A 25326-nucleotide genomic window follows, 5' to 3' on the forward strand; every position below is an offset into this window, starting at 1 on the left:
CCATGCGTACTCGCGACTTCTCCCGCGCTCCCGCCCAGGCCCGCGCCGGCGCCATGTTCATCGGTGGGACCCGGTACGCCAATCCCCTGGTGCTGCTGCGACTGGCGCCGGCCTGGTTCCGGATGGTCCGGGACATGCGCCGGATGTCCGGCTACTGCTGGCACACGGTCTACTGGCAGTTTCCGTTGACCCTCGGCACCATCGCGTTCTTCACCGACCGCGACGCGATGCTGCGCTTCGCCCGTACCCGCCATCACCGCCGGCTGATGGTCTGGTTGACCGACGGCACCCGCAATGCCACCGCCGGGTTCATCCGGCTCTACAGCGCCGCTCCGGACGGGTACTCCAACGGCGCATGGCGGGCCGAAAGCCCGGAGATGGGACACATCGCGACCTTCACCCCGCTGGGCGCGGAGACGACCGGTCCGGCGGTCCGGCGGTGAGCAGCCACCGGTTCGACCGCGTCACCACCCGCCGGGACCTGCGGCAGTTCCTGGCGTTCACCGACCGGCTGTACGCCGACGAACCGCGTCACGTACCCGTTCCCCGGCAGCAGATCCGGCGGTGGTGGCGCGACGGCGTACCGCTGTACCTGCTGCGCGACGCCGCCGGCACGGTGGTCGGACGCACCACCCTGCACACCGATTCAGCCTTCGACACGAAAATCGGCCGTCGGTGCCAGCTGTTCGGGCTGACCGAGTTCACCGCGCCGGCCGCCGGGCCGCTGTTCGACGCGATTGCCGCGCATGCCGACGCCGACCGGGACCTGCTGTTCGGCCCGGTGGCGCTGCTACCCAACCAGGCCGGCGGGGTGATCACCTCCGGCTACGCCGAGCGGGGCTTCGTCGACAGCGCCTGGAACCCGCCGCGCTACGTGGCCGCCTACGAGGCGTACGGGTTCCACCGCCGGTTCGAGTCCGACACCTGGATCTGCCCGGTGCCCGCCCCGGCGCAGCTGGCTCGCAGTGCGCCCGACGACGCCCGGCTGGAGTTGCACCGTGGTGATGTCCGGCGGCTCGACGACCAGCTCGACCTGCTGCGCGGGATGCTTAACGCCTCCTTCGCCCAGCTCGGCTACTACACGCCGATCTCCGCCGGACAGCTACGGCGGCAGACCGACGGTCTGGCATACCTGCTCGACGAGTCACTGCTGCTCTACCTGACCCGCAACGGGCGGCCGGTGGCGTTCGTGCTCTGCGTACCGGACATCAGCGAGTTCCTGGTCGCCGTCCGCGGTGACCTGCACCCGGTCAACCAGGTGCGGTTGCTGGCCACGCGTCGCCGCTACCGGAGGGAGGCGGTGCTGATCGTCAAGGGCGTGCTGCCGCAGTACCAGGGGCGCGGCTACCAGCGGCTGCTCTCCACGCACCTGCACCGCAACCTGCACGCCGCCGGCTACACGACGCTGCGCAGCACCTACGTCGGGCGGGACAATCCGGCGTCGGCTGCCCAGTACCGGCGGCTCGGCGGTCGCCCGCTGCACGGGTACACCTTCTACGCGAAGGAGCGGTAGGTGGACCTCGCCGCGTTCCGCGCGCTGGAGCCGTTCTGCTGGCGGGCGCCGAGTGCGCACAACACCCAGCCGTGGCGACTGCGCTACGAAACCGGGACGGTCCACGTCGGCTGGCACGCGGCCCACACGTTGCCGGCGGCCGACCCCACCGGCCGGGACCTGCGCCTGTCCCTCGGCGCGTTCGTCGAAACCTGCCTGATCGTCGCCGCCGACGCCGGCCTGCACCTGGAGTTCATCTCCGGTTACGACGAACAGCACCGGCAGGTGGGCCGGCTGCGGCCCGCCCGGCACCGCTACCCGACCCCGTTTCGCACCACCGACGTGTGGCAGCGCCGCACCGACCGGGGCCGCTTCGCCGCCGGTCCGGAGCAGCAGACCCTCGACGCGGTCGACGCGATCGCCCGGCAGGCGGGCGGCGGCCTCCACGCCGTGCCGTACCCGGATCGGCTCGGTGCCCTGCTACGCGCCGCCGATCGGCGGCTGTACGCGGACCCGGCGGTCGTCACCGAGCTGCGCCGCTGGCTACGGCTCGATCCGACACATCCGAGCTACCACGCCGACGGGCTCAACGACCGCTGCCTCGCGTTGTCGCGGCCCGCCGCGACCGGGCTGCGCGCGGCGCTGGCCGCCTACCCACTGCTGCGGCGGCTGGGGTTGCCGAGGCTGCTCGCCGCCGCCGACGACCCGCTCGCGCGCGGCGGCGCGGTGCTGGTCCTCGTCGGCCCGGCGGACCTCGACCGGCCCGGTCAGGTCGAGTTCGGCAGGGTGCTGCTGCGGGTCTGGCTGACCCTGCACACCGCCGGGCTGGCAGCGCATCCGCTGAGCCAGCTGATCGACGTCGATGCCACCCGGACGGCGCTCGGTGCGCTGCTGGACGTCGCACCGGACCGGCTGCTACACGTCACCCGGGTGGGCCGGCCCACGCGTCCGGCGCCCCGCTCGGCACGCCGGCTCGGCACTGTCTGACAACGGCCGGAGCGCCACGTACGGGTTGGGTTTGCGCTGCTGGTACGTCGGGTGGAAGCCCAGCACCTAATAGCAGGCGACGATGTCGTCGATGGATGGGCACGGCAGCAGGGGTACGGTCACGGCGACAGCGGAGGTCTCTGATGCCGACCGAGATCGTGCTGGTCCGGCACGCCCGCTCCGTCCCGCCGACCGCCGACGGTCCGGACGACTTCACCCGCCCGCTGACCGCAGACGGGCTGCGGCAGGCGCAGGAACTGGTGGCGATGCTCACCGAGCCACGCCCTGCGGCGGTCTGGTCCAGCCCATACCGGCGCGCGATCCAGACCGTCCAGCCGACCGCCGACGCGCTCGGCCTGCCCGTACGCACCCGGACCGAGCTGCGCGAGTGGGACGACGGCCTCGCCTTCACCGAGGTATGGGAGTCGCACTACGTCAGGAGTTGGACGGACCTCTCCTACGCACGCCCGGGCGGGGAGAGCCTCGATCAGCTCAGCATCCGTGCCGTCGCCGCCCTGCGGGCACTCGCCCGGCACCACGCCGGCCGGGTGGTTCTCGTCGGCAGCCACGGCACCTTCATCTGCCGGGCGTTGGCCGGCTTCGGCGTGCCGGTCAGCTGGGCCACGGTGCGGCAGATGCCGATGCCCGCGCTCTACCGACTTCGCTTCACCGACCCGAGCACCAGTCCCGAGGTGTTCGAACGGAGCTGATCGCCTCGGTCCGGAGCGGCCCGGTCACCGGCTCAGCCGGCCTCCACCAGGTAGGAGAAGGCCGGCTGAGCCGGGCGAACGAGGTTCCGGCCGCCGGTCAGGGCAGCTCGATCGGGAGGGTGATGCCGTCCAGGCTGTGCGGACAGGGACAGTCCCGCTCGACCGGAAGCGCGGCGACCGCGTCGAGCAGCAGCCCGCGCAGCCGCTCGGTGTTCTCACCGAAGACCCGGAACACCTCCTGCTGGGTCACCCCGTGACCGCTCTCCACGCCGGCGTCCAGATCGGTCACCAGGGCGATCGAGCTGTAGCAGAGAGCCAACTCTCGGGCGAGAACCGCCTCCGGGTGGCCGGTCATGTTGATGACCGCGCCGCCGACCGCCGCGTACCACCGGGATTCGGCGCGGGTGGAGAAGCGCGGCCCCTCGACCACCACCATGGTCCCGCCGTCGTGCGCGGGCACCGACCGGCCGGTGGCAGCCGTCAGCAGGGTACGCCGACCGACCGGGCAGTACGGGTCGGCGAAGGAGACGTGCACCGCGCCCTGCTCGTAGTACGTCTGCGCCCGGCCGCTGGTCCGGTCGATGAGCTGATCGGGTACCACGAACGTGCCGGGACCGAGTTCCGGCCGCAGGCCACCGACGGCGCACGGCGCGAGTATCTGGCGTACCCCGAGCGACCGCAGCGCCCACAGGTTGGCCCGGTAGGGAATCCGGTGCGCAGGATGCCGGTGGTCGCGGCCGTGTCGAGGGAGGAACGCCACCCGACGGCCGCCGACGTCGGCGATCGTCACCGCGTCGGATGGCGCACCGTATGGCGTCTGGACAACATATTCGGTGGCGCCGTCGAGCAGCGCGTAGAGACCCGAGCCACCGATGACGGCAAGGTCGGCGGACGGGGACACGGTCTGCGGATTCACGAGCAGTCCCGGCCCTTGTTGATGCAGGTGACGATGTGTTTCATCGTGCGGGTGGAGTTGACGTTGATGAAGTCGTCGTGGTCGGAGAAGGGATTGTGGTTCTCCTCGGGGAAGGAGTCCAGCGCGTACTGACCCTTCTCCTGCACGTCCCGGGGGATGTCGTAGGAAATGGTGATCCGCAGCTGCGGGATCGCTCGGAATCCCTGCGGGCAGGCGCCGGTGGCCGGGTCGGCGAAGGCGACGTGGCTACGGTGGTTGTCGCTGTCGATGTTCCGGCCGTCCCAGCAGCCCGGAAAGTCGTGCACGCGCTGCACCTGGCTGCCGACCGGGCAGATCGGGTACTTGTCGGCGAGCCGGTCGGCGAAGCCGGAGCACGTCCAGGACGGGCGGGCGTTGGCCGGGCCACGGCTGGTGGGCTTGGCGTCGCCGGTGAGCGCCCGCAGGAACCTGGGCATCGGCACGACCTTGCTGACCGGGTTGCCCCGGTACTCGATGAGCACCTGGGCGGGGCGGACAATGCCACCGGTGTTGCCGGGCAGTTCGAAATCGGGCCCCTGGGGTTCGGGCAGCGCGGACGCCGTCGGGCTGGGTGCGCTGCCGGGCGTGGTGGGCCCCGGGTCGCCGGCCGCCTGGTCGACGGTGCAGGGGGCGAGCGCTTCCAGACCCTGCGGCCGGGCGGTGTGACGTCCGATGGCGATGCCGATCCGGTCGAGCACGGCGATCCGTTTGGCCGTCAGCGGGCCGACGATCGCGTTGTCCACGAAATTGGGGCCGCCCTGACCTCCACTGGTGGCGATCCGTTCGGTGGCCTCGGAGATCTGCCGGTCGAGCTCGTCGAGGTTACGGTTGACCTCGGCGACGGCTGGGGCCGGCACTCCGGGCAACCTGCCGCGCACGGTGGGGCAGCGGAGCCGCGGGTTCGCGACGCGGTCCGCCGTGGCGCTGGCAGCATGGCTGGGGCCGTGCATCGAGGCGTGCATACCGTCGTAGCTCACATCGCAGTCGACAAGCGACACCAGGCCGGCCGGCCGGGCCGTGCCGGCGGAGCGCAGGGCGTTGCTGATGCTCTTGATCACGATGGCGCGGCGGGTCCGCAGCGCGTCGAGGACCTGCCTGTTGAGGGCGGCGTCGACCCGACCTCGGCTGGCGGTCATCCGCCGGCCGGCCTGGGCGTGCAGGCGTTCCAGTTCCGCGAGGCGACGGTCGACGGTGTCGCGGACCCGGAGGGGGACGGCGGGCAGCCGGTCCCGCACGGAGGGGCAGACGATCATCGGTTGGGTCCGGGCGAGGGCCTGCGCGACCCGGTCACCGCTGCGGACCGTCCGGTCGATGCGCACGACCGGCCAGAAGTACGACGACCTGTCGCCGTTCTTGCAGGTGGTGCCGGACGCGGCGAGGTCGGCGTTGGACGAGTCCGCGGTGATGGCCAGGTTGCCGACGAAGTCGTGCACATGTTCGGCGCCGTTCTTGACACCGGGCTGTGCGACCGGGTTGTCCGGGCTGAACTTGCCGTTCTCGTTGGTGCCGCAGTCCACAGTGAACCGGCCGGTGGCGGCGCCGACGGTCGGCTTCGGGTTCGACACGTTCGGCCGTACGTCCTCGATCGCCACGAACTGCGCGAGGTTTGTCGCCGCGTCCGCGGTGCCGTTGCCGCCGCCGGAGACGAAGGTGACGGTGAGCGCGCCGGTGGCGGCGAGCACCACCGCCGCCATGGCGATCCGGACCTGTCTGGTCTGCGTCGGCCGGAAGCGCCGCTGTCGGTTTGTCATGGCTTCTCCTGAACGTCACTGGCACGTCGGCTGCCGTGGTGCGCCGACGCCTCGGGATACGGCCCTTTGTGTGATGAAGGGTCAGCATCGAGCGGGTATGTCATCGTTCGGTAAGAAGTGCCCTACCACGTCGTCAGGAGCAGGTGATTGATCGCGAGGGCCACCCCTGCCTGCCCGGCGAGCCAGGTACGGCGGCCGGTGGCGGGAATCAGGGCGGCGCCCGCCATGAGCCACCAGGTGAAGGGCAGCCAGATGCGTTCCACCTCCGCCTTGCTGTAGCCGGACAGGTCCGCGGCGACGATCGCCGCCGCCGCGGCGACGGGCAGCAGCCAGGCGGCGTACCCGACGGAGCCCTGCTGCGGTCGCGGCAGACCGCGGCCCGGCCGCAGTGACGAGACCGCCTGCCATCCGGCGACCGCCGCGCGGCGGAGGATGACGGCAGCTGCCGGGCCGGCGGCGACGGTGAGGATCGCCAGGTTGGCCCAGACCCAGTAGCCGTAGGCGCGCCGACTGGCGATGCCCTGGTAGTAGCGCTCGATGACCAGGTGATAGCCGGTCAGCCAGTCGAAGCCGGCGACTGTGAACGCGCCCACCACGAGTGCCGCGCCGCCGAGCGCCCACCAGGCGGCGGGCCGGCGCCGGTGGCCCAGCATCACCACGGCCAGCACGATCGGGACCATCAGCACCAGCCCGTAGGAGAGGTAACAGCCGAAACCCAGCAGTGCGCCGCCGCCGAGCGCGCCGACCGCGCTGCCCCGGGTGAGCCCGTACGCCAGCAGGGCGACCCCGGTGGCGGTCACCCCGGCGAACAGGCCGTCGGCGGACACTCCGGACCAGACCGCTCCCGGGAACAACGCCGCGAACGGCAGCACGGCCCGCGCCGCGTCGTCGGTGCCGAGCAACCGCACGGTGTGCGGCACGGCGACGGCGGTGAGCGCCGCCGTCAGGATGCACAGCACCCCCGCCCAGCCGCCCCCGCCCAACCCGACCCGGTCCAGCCAGACGAACACCAGCAGCGCTCCCGGCGGGTGGCCGGACACGTGGGTGGTCCAGGAATCCGGCTGGAAGTCGAGGATCCGGGAGGTGAAGGCGGCCAGCATCGCGGCGATGTCGGTGACGCCGGGAACCTCGTGCAGATACTCGTGGTGGGTGGTCAGCCGGCCGGCGATGCCGCGTTGCCAGCCGTCGACAAGTGCCAGTGACAGCGTCCAGGCCACCGCGGTGGCGTAGGACAGGACGAGCAGCCGCCGCCACGGCAGCCGGCCGGCCAGGGCGGCTCCGCGCCAGCAGACGAGTACGGCCACCGCCACCGCCAGCGGGGTGCCGGGGCCGACGTGCGGCCGCCACTGCGCGAACAACGGTGCCGCACTGGCGTGCACCGGACGTCCCAGCAGGTGCAGCAGACCGCCGACACCGGCGGCGGCGGCGAACAACCCGACGGCGACCCCGACGGCGATCAGGTCGGCCCGTGCGGTGGTGCGCCGCAGCCGGGCGAGGAGCGTCGTGCTCATCCGCGCAGTGGTGCGTGGGCGAACTGCCGGACTCCGTCGGCGAGGCGGACCGCCGCGCGGAATCCGAGTTCGGCCCGGGCACGGGCCGGTGAGGCGACCACGTGGCGTACGTCGCCGAGCCGGAACTCGCCGGTGACCACCGGCCTCGGACCGCCGGCGGCCCGGGCGAGTTCGGCGGCCATCTCCCCGATGCTTGCCGGATGCCCGGAGGCGACGTTGTAGGCCCGCCAGCCGGTCCGGCTCCCGGTGGCCGTCACCGCCGCGAGGTTGGCCGCCGCCACGTCGTCGACGTGGACGAAGTCGCGTCGCTGGCAGCCGTCCTCGAACACGCGCGGAGCCCGGCCCGCCGCCAGCGCGGACCGGAAGATCGCCGCGACACCGCTGTACGGCGTGTCGCGCGGCATGCCGGGCCCGTAGACGTTGTGGTATCGCAACGCCACCACGGTGCCACCGGTCTGCCGGCACCAGGCCGCCGTCAGGTGTTCCTGGGCGACCTTCGTGGCGGCGTACACGCTGCGTGGGTCCAGTGGTGCGTCCTCATCGATGAGTCCCGGCTCCAGGGCCGTGCCGCAGTCGGAGCAGGCGGGCTCGAATCGCCGGGCGGCCAGGTCGGTGGCGGCGCGTGGGGCGGGGCGTACCGCACCATGCCGGGCGCAGGTGTAGGCGCCCTCGCCGTAGACGACCATCGAGCTGGCCAGCACGAGCCGGTGGATACCCGCGCGGGCCATCTCGGCCAGGAGCACGGCGGTGCCGAGATCGTTGCAGCCGACGTACTCGGGCAGGTCGTCGAGGTCCACGCCGAGCCCGACCATGGCCGCCTGGTGCACGACCACGTCCACGCCGGTCAGGGCTGCGGCGACGGCGGCCCGGTCACGCAGGTCGACCCGGCGCAGCGGGGCGCCGGCCACGGCGTCCGGTAAGGGCACGCGGTGCGCGCCCGGATGGCCGGCGTCCACGACGGACACCTGATGACCGACCCGGTGCAGCGCGGCGACGACATGGGTTCCGATGAAACCGGCTCCGCCGGTGACGAGTACGTGGGTCACGGGCCGACGCTAGAACCAGCCGGGCGCCGGAGGCGGCCCTGACGGGCAGTCGTCAGCGTCTCGTAAGACTTCATCATCGGCTGGTAATACCTGCTCCGCTCGATCCTGATTAGCGTCCGCGACATGACCGATGTGGTTCTTCCCTGCCGGAACGAGGCGCCGGCACTGCCCGGCCTGCTGGCCCGGATACCGGCCGGATACCGGCCGATCGTGGTGGACAACGGCTCGACCGACGGCTCGGCCGAGGTGGCTCGCGCCCACGGCGCGGAGGTGATCAGCGTCGCCGAGCCCGGCTACGGCGCCGCCGTGCACGCCGGTGTCGTGGCGGCCGACCCCGCCGACGGGGTGGTGTGCGTGATGGACGCCGACGGCTCCTTCGACCCGGCACAACTGCCCCGGCTGGCCGCGTACGTGCGCACCGGTCAGGCGCAGTTGGCCACCGGCCGACGCCGCCCGGTCGGACGGGGCGTGTGGCCGCTGCACGCCCGGGCAGCCAACGCCGTCCTCGCCCACCGGCTGCGCCGCAGCACCGGCCTGGACGTTCACGACATCGGCCCGATGCGGGCGGTACGCCGCGACGACCTGCTGGCGCTGGGGCTGCGCGACCGGCGGTTCGGCTACCCGTTGGAGCTGCTGATCTCGGCGGACCGGGCCGGTTGGCGGGTCATCGAGATCGACGTCGACTACCGCCCGAGGGCGGCCGGCACCCGCTCGAAGGTGACCGGCACCGTGCTCGGCACCGCCCGTGCCATCCGCGACATGAGCGCGGTGCTGGCCCGGTGAGCGCCGCCCAGATCCTGGTGCTGGCCAAGGCGCCGACACCCGGGCGGGTCAAGACGCGACTCTGCCCACCCTGCACCCCCGAGCAGGCCGCCCGGGTCGCCGCCGCCGCCCTGGCCGACACCCTCGACACCGTCACCACCGCGGCGGCCGGCACCCGCGTTCTCGTCCTCGACGGCGAGCACCCCGCCCCGCCAGGTTGGGCGACACTCCCCCAACGGGGCGACTCCCTCGGCGACCGCCTCGCCAACGCGTTCGCCGACGCCCGCACACCCGGCACACCCGCCGTGCTGATCGGCATGGACACCCCACAGCTCCTCGTCGATCACCTCGACGAGGCCCGAGAGCTGCTCGCCACAGCGGGCGGCCCGGACGCGGTGCTCGGCCCGGCCACCGACGGCGGATGGTGGATACTGGGGCTGCGCGACCCCGGCCACGCCGTCGTGCTGCGTACCATCGCCACCTCCACGGCGACCACCGGCCGATCCACCGAGGTGGCGTTGCGTCGGCGCGGCCTGCGGGTACGCCTGCTGCCTCGCCTGTCCGACGTGGACACCGCCGCCGACGCCCGCGCCGTGGCGAGCTTGTGCCCGCCGGACAGCCGGTTCGCCCACGCCGTCGCCGCCGAGGTGCCGCGTCCCGCACCGGTCGCCCGGTGAACGCCGTCGCGGTCTTCGACACCGCGATCGACCGGGCCGCGGCGGGCATCCCGGCCGCCTTCACGGCCCGGCATCCCAGCGGCGGTGTCTACCGATTCGACCCGGCCGCCTGGTGCCGGGACGTGATCGACGGAGACGATGCGCTGATCGAGTGCTGCACCGGCCACACCCTTGACGTCGGCTGCGGCCCCGGCCGGCTCACCAGCGCCCTCGTCCACGCCGGCCGGCCGGCCCTCGGCATCGACGTCAGCGCCAGCGCGGTTCGGCTGGCGCGCCGTCGTGGCGCACCCGCCCTGCACCGCGACGTCTTCGGTCCGGTGCCCGGTGCCGGCCGCTGGCGGCACCTGCTGCTGGCCGACGGCAACATCGGCATCGGCGGTGACCCGTACCGCCTGCTTCGCCGTTGCCGTCAACTGCTGGCCGCCGACGGGTACCTCCATGCGGAGCTGGCACCGGCCGGCACACCGGCCTGGTCCGGGACCGCGACGGTGCAGACCCCGGACGGCACCGACCGCGTGCTGCCCTGGGCCTGCGTACCCGTCAACGAGCTTCCCGAACTGGCCGACGCCACCGCGATGCGGCTGCGCGACACCTGGACGGAGGCAGGTCGGTGGTTCGCCACCCTGACCCCCCGGTGACCGGCCGCGCGGCGGTGCTGCGCCGCCTCGCCCGGTGGTGCCTGACGCCGTTGCCGGCACCACCGGTGGCGCTGCGGCGCGGACCGCTGCGCCCCGGGCGGTTCCGGTCCCGGCTACGGTCTACCCGGCTGACCAGTCAGCTCGGCGTCGCCCTCGGCGTGGCCTTCGGCATCTGCTTCGCCACCGGTCTGCTCAGCCACCTGATCCAGCACCCGCCGGGTTGGTTCTGGTGGCCGGCCCGTCCGGTCGGGCTCTACCGCTTCACCCAGGGTCTGCACGTGGCGACCGGGCTCGCCTCGATTCCGCTGCTCGGCGCCAAGCTGTGGTCGGTGTACCCGCGCCTGTTCAGCTGGCCGCCGGCCCGCTCGATCGCGCACGCCGCCGAACGCGCGGGCACTGGCCTGCTGGTCGCCGCCGCACTGTTCCTGCTGGTCAGCGGCGTCCTCAACATCTCCCGCTGGTACGCGCCGATGCCGTTCTTCTTCACCGCCGGGCACTACTGGGTGGCCTGGCTGGCGGTCGGCGGGCTCCTGGTGCACATCGGCGTACACCTGCCGGCGGTCCGCGCCGCGCTCGCCCGTCCGATGGCCGGTGAGCCACGGCAGGACGGCCTGAACCGGCGTGCCCTGCTCGGCGGCGTCGCCTCCGCCTCCGGACTGATCACCCTGACCACGGTCGGGCAGACGATCCGGCCGTTGGCCGGTCTCGCGGTGCTCGCCCCACGCCACCCCGACGTGGGACCGCAGGGCCTTCCGGTGAACCGGACCGCGGCCGGCGCCGGAGTGCGCGCCGCGGCCCTCGACCCGGCGTACCGGCTGTGGGTTACCGGACCGGTCCGCAGCGTCAGCCTGGACCTCGCCGCCCTCTATCGACTTCCGCAGTACCGCGCGGACCTGCCGATCGCCTGCGTGGAGGGCTGGAGCGCCGTCGGCACGTGGACCGGCGTGCGGCTGGGCGATCTGGTTGCGCTCGTGGGTGCCGATCCGCGACGCTCGACGGCACTTGTCGAGTCACTTCAGGTGGGCGGGCGATACCGGGCCTGCACGGTGCCACCGGAACATGTGGGAGATCCGCTGACTCTGGTCGCGCTGCGGTTGGGCGGCGAGCCCCTGCACATCGACCACGGCTATCCGGCGCGGCTGATCGCGCCCAACCGGCCCGGCGTGCTGCAGACCAAGTGGATCAGCCGGATCACCGTTGCGGGGACACCGTGAAGACCCGGGCCGGGTTGGTCGCCGGCGGTTGCCTGCTCATGGCGTACGCCGTCGGCGGCGCCCTCACCGACGCCGACGTTGCGCCGGGCGGGGTGCTGCTCTTCCTGACCGCCGTGCTGGTGGGCCACGACGTCGTCTGGATGGCGGCGGTGCTCGCCGTCGGCGTCGCGCTCACCCGCGTTCCGCCACGGTGCCGGACGACGGTCCGCGCTGCGGCGATCACCGCCGCGGCGCTCAGCGTGGTGGGACTGCCCCTCGCCCTGGGATTCGGACGCTCCGCCGACAACGCCTCGGTGCTGCCGCTGCCGTACGGCCGCAATCTGGCCGCCGTCCTGCTCGCCGTCGCCGGCACGACGCTGCTGGCCTGCGTGGTACGGCGACGCGCGGCGGCGGACCGTAAGGAATCCGAAAGACCCACCGAGGGTCGTCCGTGATCCTCGGTCGATAGCCTGGTCAGGATGGGACACCGGGTGTTAGTGGTCGACGACGACCCGACGGTCAGTGACGTCGTCCGGCGTTACCTGGAGCAGGCCGGCTGCGAGGTCCAGCTGGCCGCCGACGGCGCCGACGGCCTTGCCGCGATCGCCGCCCAGCGACCCGACCTCCTCGTACTCGACCTCATGATGCCCGGCATCGACGGCCTCGAAGTCTGCCGCCGGATCCGGCGACAGCTGCCTGACCTGCCGGTGGTCATGCTCACCGCGCTCGGCGAGGAGGCCGACCGGGTCCTCGGGCTCGAGGTCGGCGCCGACGACTACGTCACCAAGCCCTTCTCCCCCCGCGAACTGGTGCTGCGGATCCGCTCGGTGCTGCGCCGCACCGCCGCGCACACCGCCCACCCCACCGTCTCGGCGAAGCTGACCGACGCGGCGCTGACCGTGGACACCGCCCGCCGCGTCGCCACCATGGGTGGAACACCGTTGTCGTTGACCGCCCGGGAGATCGATCTTCTGATCTTCTTCATGCGGCATCCGGGCCGAGCGTGGTCGCGCAGCGACCTGCTGGACAAGGTCTGGGGATGGCAGTTCGGCGACCAGTCGACGGTCACCGTCCACGTCCGTCGGTTGCGCGAGAAGATCGAGCACGACCCGGCCGACCCGCAGCGGATCCGCACCGTCTGGGGCGTCGGATACCGTTACGACCCGCTCGACGAGGAAACCGGCCAGTGAGCGACACGCTGCTCATCGGGCTCTACGCCCTCGCCGCCGGAGGCGTCGTCGGCCTGGCCGGCGCCGCAGCGCTACGGATGCTGCGCGGCCGGTCGATCCTCGTTCACATCCTGGTGCTGCTCACGGTCACCGTCCTCGCCGTGGTCGCCGGAGTCGCCACGGTCGCGCAGGCGATGTTCCTGTCCGCGCACGACCTGTGGGTCGTTCTCGTCACGGTCAGCGCCTCCGCGGTGATCAGCCTCGCCGTCGGCGCCACCTTCGGCAGCCGGCTGGCCGCCGCAGCGGTCTGGGCCCGGGCTGCCCGGGAACGCGAACGGCGGCTGGAGGCCGGCCGCCGTGAACTCGTCGCCTGGGTGTCCCATGACCTGCGTACCCCGCTGGCCGGGCTGCGAGCCATGGCCGAGGCCCTGGAGGACGGCATCATCCACGACCCAGCCGTCATCGACGAGTACCACCGGCGGATCCGGGTGGAGACCGACCGGATGGCCCAACTCGTCGACGACCTGTTCGAGCTGTCCCGGATCAACGCCGGCGCGCTACGGCTCATGCCCACCACCGTGCCGTTGCGCGACGTGGTGTCCGACGCGATCGCCGGCGTCGCACCGCTGGCCGCCCGCCGCCGGATCCACCTGGTGGCAGCCGACAGCGGCTGGCCCAACGTGCGGGCCGGCGAACGCGAACTCGCCCGGATCGTCAGCAACCTGCTGATCAATTCCGTCCGTTACACACCGGAGGACGGCAGCGTGCACATCGCCGCCGGCCACGAGACCGACAACGTCTGGCTGGCCGTCTCCGACACCTGCGGGGGCATCCCCGGCGAAGACCTGGACCGGGTCTTCGACGTCGCGTTCCGAGGTGAACGAGCCCGCACCCCCGGAGCGGCCGACTCAGGCGGTGGCGGCGGACTCGGCCTGGCCATCGTGCGCGGACTCGTCGAGGCGCACGGTGGCCGGGTCAACGTACGCAACACCGACCGCGGCTGCCGGTTCGAGGTCCGCCTGCCCGCCACCTGAGGCGAGCCGCGCCAAGGCCCGACCGCCCGCCGAACGACGGAACCGCCCTACCACCGGGCCGGCTGCGGAATCCCGAACAGCGGCACCAGCCGGTCGGCGTCGAGGTACGTGACGATGCCGGTGATCAGATCGTCGGTCACATCGAGCAGCACGAGCGCGAACGGCCGATGGTCCCCGGCCGGGTCGGGGCGCGTCTGCCAGAACGCCGGTGATCCGTTCGCCCGCACCGGCCACAGCCGAGCGCCCGCGCACGACGCCTGCGGGTCCTGCAACGCCAGACGGATCTCGTCCCGGCCACGCAGCCACCACGCGAAGGGCGGCATCGACATCGTGGCGTCCTGGTGCAGCAGCGACACCAGCGTGGCGATGTCGTGCCGTTCGAACGCGGTGCAGTAGCGGTCGAGCAGATCCCGGTGGGCCGGGTCGGCGGGCCGCCACGGATCGCTGGGTGTGGGTTCGTTCGCCCGCAGCGTCGCCCGGGCCCGTTGCAGCGAGCTGTTCACCGCGGCCACAGTGGTCTCCAGCAGCTGTGCCACCTCCCCCACCGGCCAGCACAACACGTCGCGCAGGATCAGTACGGCGCGTTGCCGGGGCGGCAGGTGTTGGAGCACGGCGACGAACGCCAGCCGGATGGTCTCGCGTTGGACGGCCAGTTCCTCCGGGCTGTCGGTCGACGGTAGGGCACGGCCGTCCGGAATCGGATGGATCCACCGCTGGTCCGCCACCGGCGGGCCGAGGGAAGCTCCGGCCTGGGTAGCGGGGCCCAGGTCCATGGCCAGAACCCGACGCTGCGCGCTGCGGAGCATGTCGAGGCAGACGTTCGTGGCGATGCGGTACAGCCAGGTGCGCAGCGATGCTCGTCGCTCGTCGTAACGGTCGTAGGACCGCCACGCCCGCACCAGCGTCTCCTGCACCGCGTCCTCGGCCTCGAAACCGGAGCCGAGCATCCGGTAGCAGTAGCCGGTGAGTTCCGTCCGGAACCGCTCCAGCTCGGCAACCTCGTCGGTCGACGTCTCGAACATCCTCCCGACCCTACGCATCGGGAACGACACGGGCTGACCGATGAGTTCGCCGCGCCTCGTCCGTATGTCATGCAGCACGTCCCTCCGACGACGTACCACGACGATGAAGGGCTGACAGTGACTGAAGAAGACATCCGGGCGGCGGTGACCGCGGAACGGAGCGAACAGGTGGACCTGCTCGCCACCCTCCGACCAGACCAGTGGGACGCGCCGACCCTGTGCGACGGCTGGCGGGTCCGCGAGGTCGTCGCCCACACGACGATGCCGTTCCGCACCTCGCTCGGCCGGACGTTCGTGGAGCTGGTGAAGTCAGGCGGCAGTTTCAACCGGATGGCCGACCGGTGCGCACGACGTGACGCGGCGCGCATGACCAGCGCAGAACTCCTGGCGACGCTCCGCGACAACGTCGCCCATCCCTGGAGACCGCCGGGCGGTGGTGCGCTCGGAGCTCTGTCCCACGACGTCATCCACGGGCTCGACATCACCGTCAGCCTCGGGTTGGGCCGGCGGATTCCGCCGGACCGCATGGCTATGGTCCTCGCTGGGCTGGCACCCAGGAACATCGCGTTCTTCGGCACCGACCTGGCCGGGGTGGCGCTGCGGGCAACCGACCTCGACTGGTGCCACGGCAGCGGAACGCCGGTACGCGGGCTGGCCCAGGATCTCCTGCTCGTGATCTGCGGACGCCGCCTCCCACCAGGCCATCTGGAAGGTGAGGCCGCCAACCGGTTCACCCGATGATTCGCCGGCTGGGCCGAGCGTGGATAGCTCGGCCCGGCCCGGTCGGGTCACCGACTCCGCGCTGGTCGAGGTACCTCCGCCGCCCCTGACCCCGACATCTGCCGCCAGGTCTCGGCGAGCAGGGCGTACGTGTAGCCGTCCACCCAGCCCAGCTCGGCGTGCCAGGAGTCACCGACACCGTGCTGCTCACGACGCATGCCGACCTTCTCGAGGATCCGCACCGAGGCCAGGTTGTCCGCGAAGCAGCCGGCGGTGATCCGTCGCACGCCCAGCCGGTCGAACGCGTACGCCACCATCGCGGTGACCGCCTCGGTCGCGTAACCCTGGCCGCCGTACGCCGGGTCGAAGATGTAGCCGAGCTCGGCTTCGGTCCGCGCCGGCATGCCGGGCTGCCCCATGCCGTCGATCACGTCGAGCGAGACGGTCCCGATCACCACGCCGCCGAGCACCACCGCCCTGCTGTGGTCGTCAGGATCCTTCGCCGCGCGCTGCCACGCCGCCCGGAAGGACGCCGGGTCGACCTCGGTGCGCACCAGCCAGCGGGTGACCTCCGGCAGGTTGCGGTACTCCAGGATGCGGTCGATGTCCTCGTCCCGCACGGGACGAAGCTCAAGACGCTCGGTTCGGAGGTTCGTGCTGCCCACGAGGTGGCACGCTAGCGACGTACACCGCCGCGACGCCTCCGATTTATCGGGTCGACGCCGTCGCGCCGGTCGACCGCCCGGCGATCGTCGTGGGTCACGGCCTGCGACGTAGCTCGCGCAGCACGCCGTGTCGGCGCAGCGCCCAGGCAAGACGCCGTACGCTCGAGTGCCGTACGAACAGCAGCGCCGCCCGCCGGATCAGTCCGAGCCGGTCGTGGCTGACCTGGTTGTCGATCGCCAGCCAGATCAGCTCGCGCACCCGGGCACTGTCCAGCACCGCCCGCACCTCACGTCGCACCACCGGATCCTCGGCCGCCGAGGCGATGGCCGCAGCCTGACCCGGCCGGTCCACAAGTGGCCCCACCGCGGCGACGAGCGGCCGGCGTACCTCGTCCCGCTCCAGCAGCAGCAACACCGCCTCACGAACCTCGACCGCGTCCAGGCCGGACCGCAGCAGCGTCAACACGCTGCGTTCCACCCCGCGGTCATGTTCCGGACCGGAGAGCGTGGCCAGCAGCACCGACACCTCGTCGAGATCGATGAGATGTCGCAACCCACTGCGAAACTCCGGCAGACCCCACGCAACCTGCAGCCCCTTCGCGAGATTGCGGTTCATGCGCCCTGCGCTACCCGGATGCGACGGTCAGCGAAACCTGCGGCCGGTCCGGTGCGGTCGAGTGTTCAGTCGGTGCCGTCGGCCGGCAGACGTTCCGGTAGCCCGAGCCTCGGGAACTGATCGTCGTGGAAGGTGATGATCTCGCTGATCGTCCCGCCGGTGACCCGCAGCACGTCGATCGTCAGCGGCAGGTACGCGCCCTCGCGCTTCCGCCAGTGGTAGAAGGCGACTGCGGGCTGCCGATTCACCCGGGTCTCGACGGCACGCAGGCCCGTCATGCCCACGAAGCCGCTGCCGACCCAGTCGGTCACCACCGCGTCGCGGCCGACGTGCAGGCCCGGGGTGGGCGGCATCGAGCAGCGGACGTCGTCGCGCAGCAGTGCGGCGAGCCGGTCGATGTCCGTGGCCACGCTGGCGTCGGTGTAGCGGCGCACCAGTTCCCGTGTCCCGGCGTCCTCCTCGCCGCCGGTCCAGTCCTGCCGCTCAGCGGGCAGATGCTCCCGCATGCCCGCGCGGGCCCGCTGCAACGCGCTGTTCACGGAGTTGACCGAGTCGCCGAGCAGTTCCGCGACGTCCTTCGCCGGCCAACCGAGGACGTCCCGCAGGATCAGCACCGCCCGCGGGCGCGGCGCCAGGTGCTGGACCGCGACCAGGTACGCCAACTCGATCGTCTCCCGCGCGACGGCGACGACCTCCGGCTCGTCCGCGACGGCCGCGGCCAGCTCGTCGAGCAGCCGGTCCGGGTAGGGCTGCAACCACCGCACCTCACCGCCGGTCGCCGGTTCCGGGCGGCACTTGGCCAGCAGATCCAGGCAGGCGTTGGTGGCGATCCGATACAGCCAGGCCCGGAACGACGAGCGCCCCGCGAAGGTCTCCCGCCGCCGCCAGGCACGCAGGAACGTCTCCTGGACGGTGTCCTCGGCATCCTCGAACGACCCGAGCATCCGGTAGCAATGCACGTGCAGCTCGCGCCGGTGCCGCTGCGCCAGCCCCGAGAACTCCGACTCGTCGATCTCATCCAGCCCGCACACACCCAGCTCCTTCGGCCGCGTGTTCGCACCCATCACGTCATCCTTCCGTCGGTGTCCCGTCGTAGGTATGACGGATGCGGGCGCGACAACTCATCACCAGGGTCGGTCGGCATCTTCGAAGCGGGTCAGCGTCCCAGCGTGCGTACCGCTGTCGAGGACAGCCTGGTCAGTTCGGGCTGCGCTGGCAGCAACACCGTGGGGACACTGAGCGACTGGTTCATCGCGGCGAGTCGGTACTCGGCCTGAAGGTCGGTGGTGTTCCGCACGCCCCGCACGATGACCGCCACGTCATGGCTACGGCAGTAGTCGGAGGTCAACCCGCTCCAGGCCACCACGGTGACAGAGGTCCACTCGACCGGCAGGGCAGCCCGGACGGCGGCGGCCCGCTCCTCGTCGTCGACGCCTGGGCGCTTGTCGCTGTTGACGGCGACCAGCACGACCACTTCGTCGAAGAGGCCACGTGCACGGTGCACCACGTTCATATGCCCGGCGGTGAAGGGATGAAAGCTGCCGGGGTAGACGGCGCGTACGGGACCGGCGGCGGCTGCTGTCGCTCCTGACCCTGCTGACGTTGCGGGTGTCACGACTGCGGCCGAGGCAATCGGAGCCGCATTCCGGTGTCGGTGCTCATGGTCCGACTGTAGGCTGCCGGCTCCGCTGTCCCTGGTGGGACGGGCTTGACGCGCCAACCTCCGTGAAGCATGGTCGATTGACCGTCTCGAATGCCTTGCTTCGGGGAGAACTGATGAAGGCCCTCGTCACCACCACAATCGCTGCGGCTCTGCTGCTCCTGACCACGGGCAGCGCACCCGCCGGCCAGCCGGCAGCCGATCCGCCCTGCACCGGGCAGATCCATCCCAACCCCGGGTTCGAGCGGGGCACCACCGGCTGGGAGGCCGGCCCCCGCATTGTCGTGCTCGGCGACACGACCCGGCCAGCGCGCACCGGCCGCGCGTACGCCACCTTCGCCGGGTTGGACGTCACCCGCACCGACCTGCTGCGCACCACCGTCACGGTTCCGGCCAACTGCGACCTGACGGTCCGCTTCTGGGTCCGGACCACCACCACCGAAACCCGCCGTGGCGATTACCTGAACGTCGGGCTGGCAGTAACCGGCATCCCCCCGAAGACCCGGTTCTCCCTGGCCTTCGACGGAGGAGCAGAGTGGCGGCAGTACACCATGTCGTCCGGGACCGCGACGACCGAACGCGCCGCGACGGTCAGCTTCCTCGCCAGCGAGACGGCCGGCAACGGCGTCACGACCTTCGACGTCGACAACGTGGCCTTCAGGTTGAGCTGACGCGTCCATCCCGACCCGCACCACCGCGCTCGGTGTCGCCTAGTGCGGTGTCCAGAAACGTTGCGAACGTTGCTGGACACCGCACTACGTGCAGATCAGGAGCGCTTCGGCTCCCACCGGCCGGAAGCCAGCCGCCTGGAAAGCGCGGACGCTGCGTGCGTTGCCGGCGGCCTGCTGCGCCCAGACAGGCTGGCCGTCGGGCGCCAGGTGCCGGGCGGCGGTCGCCAGTGCCCGCCCGAGGCCCCGGCTTCGATGGCCTTCGTCGACCTCGATCGCCGTCTCCCAGCGGCCTGCCACACCGCGGCCGAGGATGACGATTCCGCCGTCGGCCGCCCAGACGCGCAGCTCGTCACGGCGTTTACCGGCCCTGATCCGGCGTGGATGATCCGCGTTGGTCACCTCTGTCAGGTCCAGCGGAGGCTCACCGGCCAGCGGGCTCGCCACGGTCAGGAGGTCGATCGTGTCCATGGCGCGCCGGGTGCGGTCGAGCAGCGCGTGCAGAAAGGCCGGATTCATCGTGGCCGCCAGGGGGTCGCAGTCGAGCGACGCGAGGATGCGGCGCACCCACAACGGGTCCTCGTCGGTGAAGACCACCGAGTGGGCGGTGAAGGCGACCACTCCGGCATCACGACTGTTCGGCTGTGGCACCACGGTGACGCCGCCGTCCGGCGCCGGGAAGTGCCCCTGGGCTGCCGCATCCAGGATGTCGGCCAACTCGGTGCCCATGGTGGTCCCTTCCCGGCGCCCGGCGGTTCCCCCGATCAGTCCCGACACTTCCCAGAGCATGCCAGCTCGACAGTCACCGTGGTGTCCGCGAGCTCACCACCAGCACCAGTGGTCAGCGCGGGACGGTCCCGGTGCCTCCGGTCACCTCGGCCGGTGGTGCGGGGCGGCGTTTGGGGCCGCCGGCCAGGACGACGAGGAACATGACAGCCATGACGGCGGCGCCTACCACCATGGCCTGTCGCCACCCGTCCACGAACGCCTGCTGCGCGGCGTGGATCACCTGCGGGCCGTGGGAGCTGGATTCCCCGGCCACGTCCAGGGCGTTGGCGACACCCTCACGGGCGGTACTGGCGGTGTCGGCGGGAATGCCGTGCAGCTTGTCGTCGATGGAAACGCGGTAGCCGGCGGACAGTAGTGCGCCGAGCATGGCGACGCCGAGCGCGGTGCCGAACTCACGGGTGATGTCGTTGAGGGCGGAGGCGACACCCTGCTTGGCAACGGGCAGGGAGCTGGTGATCGCCTCGGTGGAGGGAGCCATCGAGAAGCCCATGCCGATGCCCATGGCGAGCATGCCGGGCAGGACGGAGCGGTAGCCGCCGTCCACGGAGACGACCAGGGCCATGAGGGTCAGACCGACGCCACCCAGAGCGACACCGAGGGCCACGGTGGATCGGGAGCCGATGCGGGCGGCAAGGTGCGGGGCCAGCGCGGACGTGATCATCATCAGTACCGCCATGGGCATCATCGCGAGGGTCGACAGCAGTCCCGACCAGCCGAGCACGGCCTGGAAGAACGGAAAGAGGACCACGGCGATGCCTGCCTGGACGCCGAAGACGACCAGGAGCGTGAGCGAACCACCGGCCAGATCCCACTCGCGGAACAGGCGGACGTCCAACAGCGAGGCGTCCCGACGCCACAGTTCCCAGGTCACGAACGCGATGAGTGCGGCCAGGCCGACGACGAGGCTGATCATGGTGACGCGGTCGCTCCAGCCGCGTTCCGGTGCCTCGTGCAGCACGTAGATGAGCCCCACCACGGCCACGCTGGAGGTCAGCGCGCCGAGGAGGTCGAAGGGGTGGGCGGAGAACTCGCGGGAGTTGGGCACCGACCGCACCGCCATGGCCAGGGCCACGATGCTCAGGGCGACGGGCAGGACGAACAGCCAGCGCCAGGAGGCCACGTCGACGAGCAGGGCGGAGAGAAACATGCCGAGGATGCCACCGCCACCGGCGACGCCCGTCCAGACGCCGATCGCCTTGCCGCGTTCGCGCTCGGGGAAGGTGGAGGTGATCACCGCCAGGGTGATCGGCATGATCATCGCGGCGCTGACACCACTGAGCACCCGTGCCGCGATCATGATCTCGGCGTTCGGGGCAAGGCCCGCTGCGACGCTTGCCGCACCGAACACGACCAGCCCGGCGATCAGCATGGGTTTGCGACCCAACCGGTCGCCCAGGGCACCGAGCGGGAGCAGCAGCGCAGCCAGGGTGAGGGTGTAGCTGTTGATGATCCAGAGGACGGTGGTCTGTGCGGCGCCGAAGTCGACTGCGAGATGGGTCTGGGCCACGTTCAGGCCCGAGACGGAAGCGATCACGGCCATCAGGGCGACGGAGACCGCGATCAGGATCAAGCGAAGCTGACGGGCATCTGGCGCGCTTCCGCTGACCACAGCACCGTCCTGCGCCGCTGTGCTCAGCTCCGCCGGCTGGTACGTACTCATGAATTCCTCCCGACAAGGGGGCGCGGTAGCGATCGGCGAACCGAGGGCACGCCCCGGAGCGGGTCAAGGGCCTGCGGAGTGCGGCGTAGGGTGCGCCGTACGAAGGTCATCGGTCTTTTCCTCTGCGAACGGCCCGAATGGTCCGGGCCTGGTACGCACGACGCTAACCACGCACTGCCCTAGGGGCATACAATGTTGCCTATGACGCAAGATGATGGTGACCTGGACAGCCTCGTACGCAAACGGATCCGCGCTCTGCGGGTCGCCCAGGGCTGGTCACTGGAAGAACTGGCCACCCGGGCCCGGCTCAGTCAGTCCTCGCTCAGCCGCATCGAGAACGGCCAGCGCCGCCTCGCCCTGGACCAGCTCGTCACGCTCGCCCGCGCCCTCGACACCACCCTGGACCAGCTCGTGGAGACCGCCTCAGACGACATCGTCACCAGCCCGATGATCGATGGCGCCCACGGGTTGATGCGCTGGCCCATCAAGGCCGATCCGGGCATGTCCGTCGTCCGTCAACGGATGACCGAGCCGCCACCGGACAATCCGGCCCGCATGCGCGCCCACCCTGGCCGCGAATGGCTCGTGGTCCTGTCCGGCACTGCGGTCCTGCTGCTCGGCCACCGGCGTTTCCGCCTCGAGACCAACCAGGCCGCCGAGTTCCCCACCATGCTGCCGCACGCCATCGGCGCCGACGGTCGCCCCTGCGAGATCCTGGGCATCTTCGACCGCGACGCCCGCCGCGGACACCAGCAGCGCGAGAACGAGAACCCGCGACGGTGACGGCTCGTCCCACCACCACAGGCGCGGCGCAGACGATCGTTCTTGCGTGTCAGGCCACTCCTTCGCCCACCGTCTTGCGTAATCGGGAAGCGATCGTGCCGTGTGCGCATGACCGTCTTAACGTCGGGGTATGACCCACGCAGCCCACCGCGCATGCCACGATGCCGGACAGGCGGAGATCCTCGACCTGGACGCGGAAGTCCTCGCGGCGCACCTCACGAGATCACGGCCTGGCTACCTGTCGACACTCCCCCGCGCCAGATCGTGAATCTGGGCAGCGGCACCGGAGCGGGAACCTTCGCCCTCCTCGACCGCTTCCCCGAGGCGCACGTGACCGCTGTCGACTCCTCGGCCGGGCACCTCCAGCGGCTGCGGGACAAGGCGTACGGCCGAGGTGAGACGAAGCGGGTGCGGACCGTCCAGGCCAACCTCGACGAGCCCGACTGGCCCGAGCTCGGCACCCCGGACCTGGTGTGGGCCTCCGCTTCGCTGCACCACATGGCCCACCCCGACCAGGTCCTGCGCGCGGTCCACGACCTGTTGCCCCCGGGCGGCCTGTTCGCCGTCGTGGAGCTGGCCGGCTTCCCGCGATTCCTCCCCGAGAGCGCCCCGGACGACCGCCCCGGTCTGGAAGAGCGCTGCCACGCCGCCGGCGCCCGCGTCCACGCCGCGCACCTTCCCCACCGCGGCGCCGACTGGGGGCCGCTGCTCACCGCCGCCGGATTCACAGTCGAAGCTGAGCGCCGGCTGACCGTGCGGGTCAACGGCTCGAACGACAAGCGGGTCGGCGTCTACGCCCAGACCAGCCTCCAGCGCATCCGCCACAGCGTCGCCGACGCCCTCGCCCCCGAGGATCTTGCCGCACTCGACCGGCTGCTGGACACCGACAACCAGCGCAGCATCCTGCGCCGCAGCGATCTCGCCGTCCGAACCGAGCGCAGCGTCTGGGCCGCCCGCCGACCGACACGGTGAGTCGACCACCGCACCCGCTGCGTGCACCACAGGCGGCGACAACGGCAGGAGCCCTGCCATAGCGACGGCAGGGCTCCTCGGACGAGCACGACTGGTCCTTCCTAACCGGTGATCACCGGCCAGGCGTAGGCCAGCAGGGCGCACGCCGCGCCGAGCAGCGCGAGCGAGACGCCCCGGGTAGGCAGGGGCAACGCGGCGAGCACGAGCAGGATGACCGCGACGACATAGAGGAACGCCTGCACCGACATGACCGTCTCCTTCGGGGGTTGGCTGACGAGCGGACGCTCTCTACCCCCGTCGCCGCAGTCGCCAAACCCCGCCTGCCTGGGCATGACGACGGCAGGACGCACCCCGAGAGTTGCCGCTCGAACCGGAAAGTCGAACATCGACAGCCCGGCCGTGCGTCGATCGGTTGACTCTCCTTCGTACCGCAGCGGGAGCCGGATCTCCCGCCTGAGCAGGATGTGACCAGGGTCGGACCCGGTGAGTATGTCTGTATGTCACGTACATTTCGGACACTAAAGATCGTGGCGTCCAGCGTGGCGCTGGCAACCGCGATCGCTGTCGTACCCGCATCCGCCGCAGCGCAGCCGCGTCCGCCAGCCGGGCCAACCGCCGGCGGGCTGGACCGCGCCGAACTGCGCAACGCACTCGCCGCGGTACCCGAAGCCGGCGCCCCAGGCGTCCTGGTCGCCGTGCGCGATGGCCGGCGCGACTGGCGTGACGCCGCCGGCCAGGCGTTCCTGACCAGACCTCGACCGATGCAGCCGCAACTGCGGCACCGGATCGGCAGCATCACCAAGACCTTCGTCGCCACCACCGTGCTCCAACTCGTTGACGAGGACCGGTTGGGCCTCGACGACCCGATCGGGCAGTGGCTGCCCGACGTCGTGCCGGGTGAGCTCGGCGACCAGGTCACCGTCCGGATGCTGCTGAACCACACCAGCGGCATCGGCAACTACACCAACGCCATGCTCGACTCGTACGCGGCGATCAACCAGATGCAGGTCACCACGTACGCTCCGGCGGACCTGGTCACCATCGGCCTGGCCATGCCGCCGACAAACGCTCCCGGCGCCCGGTTCAGCTACTCGAACACCAACTACGTCCTGGCCGGACTGCTGATCGAGAAGATCACCGGCAAGGATGCGGCAGCCGAGGTGCAGCGGCGCATCCTGCGTCCGCTGAAGCTCACCGGCACATCCTTCCCCGGCGTCGACCCGAGGATCCGCGGCCCGCACAGTGGTGCCTACTTCGCCCCCTTCGGCGTACGCGACCTCAGCGAGTTCAACATGAGCTGGGCATGGACGGCCGGCGAGATGATCGCCACCACGGCAGACCTGAACACCTTCTTCCGGGCGCTGCTCGGCGGTGACCTGCTCAGCCCGACCACCCTCGACGAGATGCTCACCGGGGTGCCGATGCTGCCGGAGCAACCCGAAGCCGGCAGCTACGGGCTCGGCATCTACTCACTGCCCACGCCGTGCGGCGAGTTCTGGGGGCATGACGGCGCGGTCATCGGTCACCTGACGTACTCGATGCACAGCCGCGACGGCACCCGCCAGGTGTCCTCCGGGATCAACCTCAGCCACTACCAGATCGGCCTGCCCGATCCACACCCGATCGACATTGCCTGGTACACGTTGCTGCAAACCGCGATCTGCCCGACCGACGAGGCGAGCCGACGATCGGCAGTGACCGATCCGCTGCTGCCCAGCGTGACCCGGATGCCGGGCAATGACGACGCGGCGGTGGCGGCGCTCTGACCCGACTCCGCGGTGATCCCCTGACGGCCTGTTGATCCCGTCAGGGGATCACGCCGTTCCACCACCCGCCGACCAGTCGGGATGGCGGCGGCAGGAAGTGA

28 protein-coding genes are annotated in these 25326 nt (G+C 71.4%); 16 read left to right on the forward strand and 12 right to left on the reverse strand.

Annotation, left to right across the window (positions count from 1 at the left end; all coding sequences use genetic code 11):
- Positions 1 to 2: 2 nt before the first annotated feature.
- The 4 genes from ACN26Z_RS19735 (at position 3) to ACN26Z_RS19750 (ending at position 3189) form a co-directional block, all read left to right on the forward strand.
- A complete protein-coding gene (locus ACN26Z_RS19735; protein ID WP_093408755.1) occupies positions 3 to 443 on the forward strand; it encodes a DUF4188 domain-containing protein in 441 nt (146 codons plus the stop codon).
- Positions 440 to 1513, forward strand: a complete 1074-nt coding sequence (locus ACN26Z_RS19740) for a GNAT family N-acetyltransferase (protein WP_421462715.1) — start codon at positions 440 to 442, stop codon at positions 1511 to 1513. Before ACN26Z_RS19735 ends, ACN26Z_RS19740 begins: the two co-directional genes overlap by 4 nt.
- Positions 1514 to 2479 (forward strand): nitroreductase, encoded by a 966-nt coding sequence (locus ACN26Z_RS19745; protein WP_421462717.1) that lies wholly within the window; start codon positions 1514 to 1516, stop codon positions 2477 to 2479. It begins immediately after the preceding gene.
- A 143-nt stretch (positions 2480 to 2622) separates the two neighbouring features.
- Positions 2623 to 3189, forward strand: coding sequence for a histidine phosphatase family protein (locus ACN26Z_RS19750; RefSeq protein WP_421462718.1), 567 nt, complete (start codon positions 2623 to 2625; stop codon positions 3187 to 3189).
- A gap of 97 nt (positions 3190 to 3286) precedes the next feature.
- Here the strand turns inward: ACN26Z_RS19750 and ACN26Z_RS19755 are convergent, their stop codons facing one another.
- The 4 genes from ACN26Z_RS19755 to ACN26Z_RS19770 form a co-directional block, all read right to left on the reverse strand.
- Complete coding sequence (locus ACN26Z_RS19755) at positions 3287 to 4090, reverse strand: S-methyl-5'-thioadenosine phosphorylase (RefSeq protein WP_282240778.1); 804 nt, start codon at positions 4088 to 4090, stop codon at positions 3287 to 3289.
- Positions 4091 to 4101: 11 nt separating this feature from the next.
- Positions 4102 to 5874, reverse strand: a complete 1773-nt coding sequence (locus ACN26Z_RS19760) for a DUF1996 domain-containing protein (protein ID WP_421462720.1) — start codon at positions 5872 to 5874, stop codon at positions 4102 to 4104.
- Between the two features lie 122 nt (positions 5875 to 5996).
- Positions 5997 to 7385: a hypothetical protein gene (locus ACN26Z_RS19765; protein ID WP_421462722.1), complete on the reverse strand. Its 1389-nt coding sequence runs from the start codon at positions 7383 to 7385 to the stop codon at positions 5997 to 5999.
- Positions 7382 to 8431, reverse strand: coding sequence for an NAD-dependent epimerase/dehydratase family protein (locus ACN26Z_RS19770; protein ID WP_282238012.1), 1050 nt, complete (start codon positions 8429 to 8431; stop codon positions 7382 to 7384). The genes ACN26Z_RS19765 and ACN26Z_RS19770 overlap by 4 nt, the downstream gene beginning before the upstream one ends.
- Before the next feature lie 123 nt (positions 8432 to 8554).
- On the opposite strand from ACN26Z_RS19770, the gene ACN26Z_RS19775 reads away from it, so the two are divergent.
- Genes ACN26Z_RS19775 through ACN26Z_RS19805 form a run of 7 tightly spaced genes read left to right on the forward strand, consistent with a single transcriptional unit; the run spans position 8555 to position 13904 of the window.
- Positions 8555 to 9214, forward strand: coding sequence for a glycosyltransferase family 2 protein (locus tag ACN26Z_RS19775; protein WP_093408771.1), 660 nt, complete (start codon positions 8555 to 8557; stop codon positions 9212 to 9214).
- Complete coding sequence (locus ACN26Z_RS19780; protein ID WP_421462724.1) at positions 9211 to 9870, forward strand: TIGR04282 family arsenosugar biosynthesis glycosyltransferase; 660 nt, start codon at positions 9211 to 9213, stop codon at positions 9868 to 9870. The genes ACN26Z_RS19775 and ACN26Z_RS19780 overlap by 4 nt, the downstream gene beginning before the upstream one ends.
- Positions 9867 to 10508, forward strand: a complete 642-nt coding sequence (locus tag ACN26Z_RS19785; protein WP_421462726.1) for a class I SAM-dependent methyltransferase — start codon at positions 9867 to 9869, stop codon at positions 10506 to 10508. Before ACN26Z_RS19780 ends, ACN26Z_RS19785 begins: the two co-directional genes overlap by 4 nt.
- Entirely contained in the window at positions 10505 to 11722 is a 1218-nt protein-coding gene (locus tag ACN26Z_RS19790) for a molybdopterin-dependent oxidoreductase (RefSeq protein WP_421462728.1), read from the forward strand. Before ACN26Z_RS19785 ends, ACN26Z_RS19790 begins: the two co-directional genes overlap by 4 nt.
- Entirely contained in the window at positions 11719 to 12156 is a 438-nt protein-coding gene (locus tag ACN26Z_RS19795) for a hypothetical protein (protein ID WP_421462730.1), read from the forward strand. The genes ACN26Z_RS19790 and ACN26Z_RS19795 overlap by 4 nt, the downstream gene beginning before the upstream one ends.
- A gap of 24 nt (positions 12157 to 12180) precedes the next feature.
- Positions 12181 to 12891, forward strand: a complete 711-nt coding sequence (locus ACN26Z_RS19800; RefSeq protein ID WP_421462732.1) for a response regulator transcription factor — start codon at positions 12181 to 12183, stop codon at positions 12889 to 12891.
- A complete protein-coding gene (locus ACN26Z_RS19805) occupies positions 12888 to 13904 on the forward strand; it encodes a sensor histidine kinase (RefSeq protein WP_282238005.1) in 1017 nt (338 codons plus the stop codon). Before ACN26Z_RS19800 ends, ACN26Z_RS19805 begins: the two co-directional genes overlap by 4 nt.
- A gap of 47 nt (positions 13905 to 13951) precedes the next feature.
- On the opposite strand, the gene ACN26Z_RS19810 is transcribed toward ACN26Z_RS19805, so the two are convergent.
- Complete coding sequence (locus ACN26Z_RS19810) at positions 13952 to 14926, reverse strand: sigma-70 family RNA polymerase sigma factor (protein WP_421462734.1); 975 nt, start codon at positions 14924 to 14926, stop codon at positions 13952 to 13954.
- Between the two features lie 117 nt (positions 14927 to 15043).
- On the opposite strand from ACN26Z_RS19810, the gene ACN26Z_RS19815 reads away from it, so the two are divergent.
- A complete protein-coding gene (locus ACN26Z_RS19815) occupies positions 15044 to 15667 on the forward strand; it encodes a maleylpyruvate isomerase family mycothiol-dependent enzyme (protein ID WP_421462735.1) in 624 nt (207 codons plus the stop codon).
- 47 nt (positions 15668 to 15714) lie between these two features.
- Here the strand turns inward: ACN26Z_RS19815 and ACN26Z_RS19820 are convergent, their stop codons facing one another.
- The 4 genes from ACN26Z_RS19820 to coaD all read right to left on the reverse strand — a co-directional run bounded on the left by ACN26Z_RS19820 (position 15715) and on the right by coaD (position 18542).
- Positions 15715 to 16311, reverse strand: a complete 597-nt coding sequence (locus tag ACN26Z_RS19820; protein WP_396885547.1) for a GNAT family N-acetyltransferase — start codon at positions 16309 to 16311, stop codon at positions 15715 to 15717.
- 94 nt (positions 16312 to 16405) lie between these two features.
- Positions 16406 to 16927 carry a hypothetical protein gene (locus ACN26Z_RS19825; RefSeq protein ID WP_282238001.1) on the reverse strand — a complete coding sequence of 174 codons (522 nt, stop codon included), beginning with the start codon at positions 16925 to 16927 and terminating at the stop codon, positions 16406 to 16408.
- 65 nt (positions 16928 to 16992) lie between these two features.
- The gene (locus ACN26Z_RS19830; protein ID WP_421462737.1) at positions 16993 to 17994 is read right to left on the reverse strand and encodes an RNA polymerase subunit sigma-70; all 1002 of its coding nucleotides are present in this window, start codon (positions 17992 to 17994) and stop codon (positions 16993 to 16995) included.
- Between the two features lie 89 nt (positions 17995 to 18083).
- Positions 18084 to 18542 (reverse strand): pantetheine-phosphate adenylyltransferase, encoded by a 459-nt coding sequence (coaD, locus tag ACN26Z_RS19835; protein WP_421462739.1) that lies wholly within the window; start codon positions 18540 to 18542, stop codon positions 18084 to 18086.
- A gap of 161 nt (positions 18543 to 18703) precedes the next feature.
- On the opposite strand from coaD, the gene ACN26Z_RS19840 reads away from it, so the two are divergent.
- The gene (locus tag ACN26Z_RS19840; RefSeq protein ID WP_282237998.1) at positions 18704 to 19258 is read left to right on the forward strand and encodes a hypothetical protein; all 555 of its coding nucleotides are present in this window, start codon (positions 18704 to 18706) and stop codon (positions 19256 to 19258) included.
- An 84-nt stretch (positions 19259 to 19342) separates the two neighbouring features.
- Here ACN26Z_RS19840 and ACN26Z_RS19845 read toward each other — a convergent pair whose 3' ends face one another.
- Entirely contained in the window at positions 19343 to 19984 is a 642-nt protein-coding gene (locus ACN26Z_RS19845) for a GNAT family N-acetyltransferase (protein ID WP_282237997.1), read from the reverse strand.
- 112 nt (positions 19985 to 20096) lie between these two features.
- Positions 20097 to 21704 carry an MFS transporter gene (locus tag ACN26Z_RS19850; RefSeq protein ID WP_421462741.1) on the reverse strand — a complete coding sequence of 536 codons (1608 nt, stop codon included), beginning with the start codon at positions 21702 to 21704 and terminating at the stop codon, positions 20097 to 20099.
- A 201-nt stretch (positions 21705 to 21905) separates the two neighbouring features.
- On the opposite strand from ACN26Z_RS19850, the gene ACN26Z_RS19855 reads away from it, so the two are divergent.
- Positions 21906 to 22487 (forward strand): helix-turn-helix domain-containing protein, encoded by a 582-nt coding sequence (locus tag ACN26Z_RS19855; protein WP_170863565.1) that lies wholly within the window; start codon positions 21906 to 21908, stop codon positions 22485 to 22487.
- Between the two features lie 153 nt (positions 22488 to 22640).
- The gene (locus tag ACN26Z_RS19860; protein ID WP_421462743.1) at positions 22641 to 23459 is read left to right on the forward strand and encodes a class I SAM-dependent methyltransferase; all 819 of its coding nucleotides are present in this window, start codon (positions 22641 to 22643) and stop codon (positions 23457 to 23459) included.
- Positions 23460 to 23560: 101 nt separating this feature from the next.
- Here ACN26Z_RS19860 and ACN26Z_RS19865 read toward each other — a convergent pair whose 3' ends face one another.
- On the reverse strand, positions 23561 to 23707 hold the full coding sequence (locus ACN26Z_RS19865; RefSeq protein ID WP_210934774.1) for a hypothetical protein: 147 nt from the start codon (positions 23705 to 23707) through the stop codon (positions 23561 to 23563).
- A gap of 279 nt (positions 23708 to 23986) precedes the next feature.
- Here ACN26Z_RS19865 and ACN26Z_RS19870 point away from each other — a divergent pair, with 279 nt between their 5' ends.
- A complete protein-coding gene (locus ACN26Z_RS19870) occupies positions 23987 to 25225 on the forward strand; it encodes a serine hydrolase domain-containing protein (RefSeq protein WP_421462746.1) in 1239 nt (412 codons plus the stop codon).
- The last annotated feature ends 101 nt before the right edge of the window (positions 25226 to 25326 follow it).

Origin of the sequence: Verrucosispora sp. WMMD703 (assembly GCF_049178935.1) — a bacterium.
Lineage (GTDB): Bacteria > Actinomycetota > Actinomycetes > Mycobacteriales > Micromonosporaceae > Micromonospora > Micromonospora sediminimaris.

Bases quoted from the DNA above. Each gene is read 5' to 3' on its own strand.
- ACN26Z_RS19735 (WP_093408755.1), top strand. From the start codon at position 3: ATGCGTACTCGCGACTTCTCCCGCGCTCCCGCCCAGGCCCGCGCCGGC.
- ACN26Z_RS19750 (WP_421462718.1), top strand. From the start codon at position 2,623: ATGCCGACCGAGATCGTGCTGGTCCGGCACGCCCGCTCCGTCCCGCCG.
- ACN26Z_RS19760 (WP_421462720.1), bottom strand. From the start codon at position 5,874: ATGACAAACCGACAGCGGCGCTTCCGGCCGACGCAGACCAGACAGGTC.
- ACN26Z_RS19765 (WP_421462722.1), bottom strand. From the start codon at position 7,385: ATGAGCACGACGCTCCTCGCCCGGCTGCGGCGCACCACCGCACGGGCC.
- ACN26Z_RS19775 (WP_093408771.1), top strand. From the start codon at position 8,555: ATGACCGATGTGGTTCTTCCCTGCCGGAACGAGGCGCCGGCACTGCCC.
- ACN26Z_RS19800 (WP_421462732.1), top strand. From the start codon at position 12,181: ATGGGACACCGGGTGTTAGTGGTCGACGACGACCCGACGGTCAGTGAC.
- ACN26Z_RS19810 (WP_421462734.1), bottom strand. From the start codon at position 14,926: ATGTTCGAGACGTCGACCGACGAGGTTGCCGAGCTGGAGCGGTTCCGG.
- ACN26Z_RS19825 (WP_282238001.1), bottom strand. From the start codon at position 16,927: ATGAACCGCAATCTCGCGAAGGGGCTGCAGGTTGCGTGGGGTCTGCCG.
- ACN26Z_RS19840 (WP_282237998.1), top strand. From the start codon at position 18,704: ATGAAGGCCCTCGTCACCACCACAATCGCTGCGGCTCTGCTGCTCCTG.
- ACN26Z_RS19845 (WP_282237997.1), bottom strand. From the start codon at position 19,984: ATGGGCACCGAGTTGGCCGACATCCTGGATGCGGCAGCCCAGGGGCAC.
- ACN26Z_RS19850 (WP_421462741.1), bottom strand. From the start codon at position 21,704: ATGAGTACGTACCAGCCGGCGGAGCTGAGCACAGCGGCGCAGGACGGT.
- ACN26Z_RS19855 (WP_170863565.1), top strand. From the start codon at position 21,906: ATGACGCAAGATGATGGTGACCTGGACAGCCTCGTACGCAAACGGATC.
- ACN26Z_RS19860 (WP_421462743.1), top strand. From the start codon at position 22,641: ATGCCACGATGCCGGACAGGCGGAGATCCTCGACCTGGACGCGGAAGT.
- ACN26Z_RS19865 (WP_210934774.1), bottom strand. From the start codon at position 23,707: ATGTCGGTGCAGGCGTTCCTCTATGTCGTCGCGGTCATCCTGCTCGTG.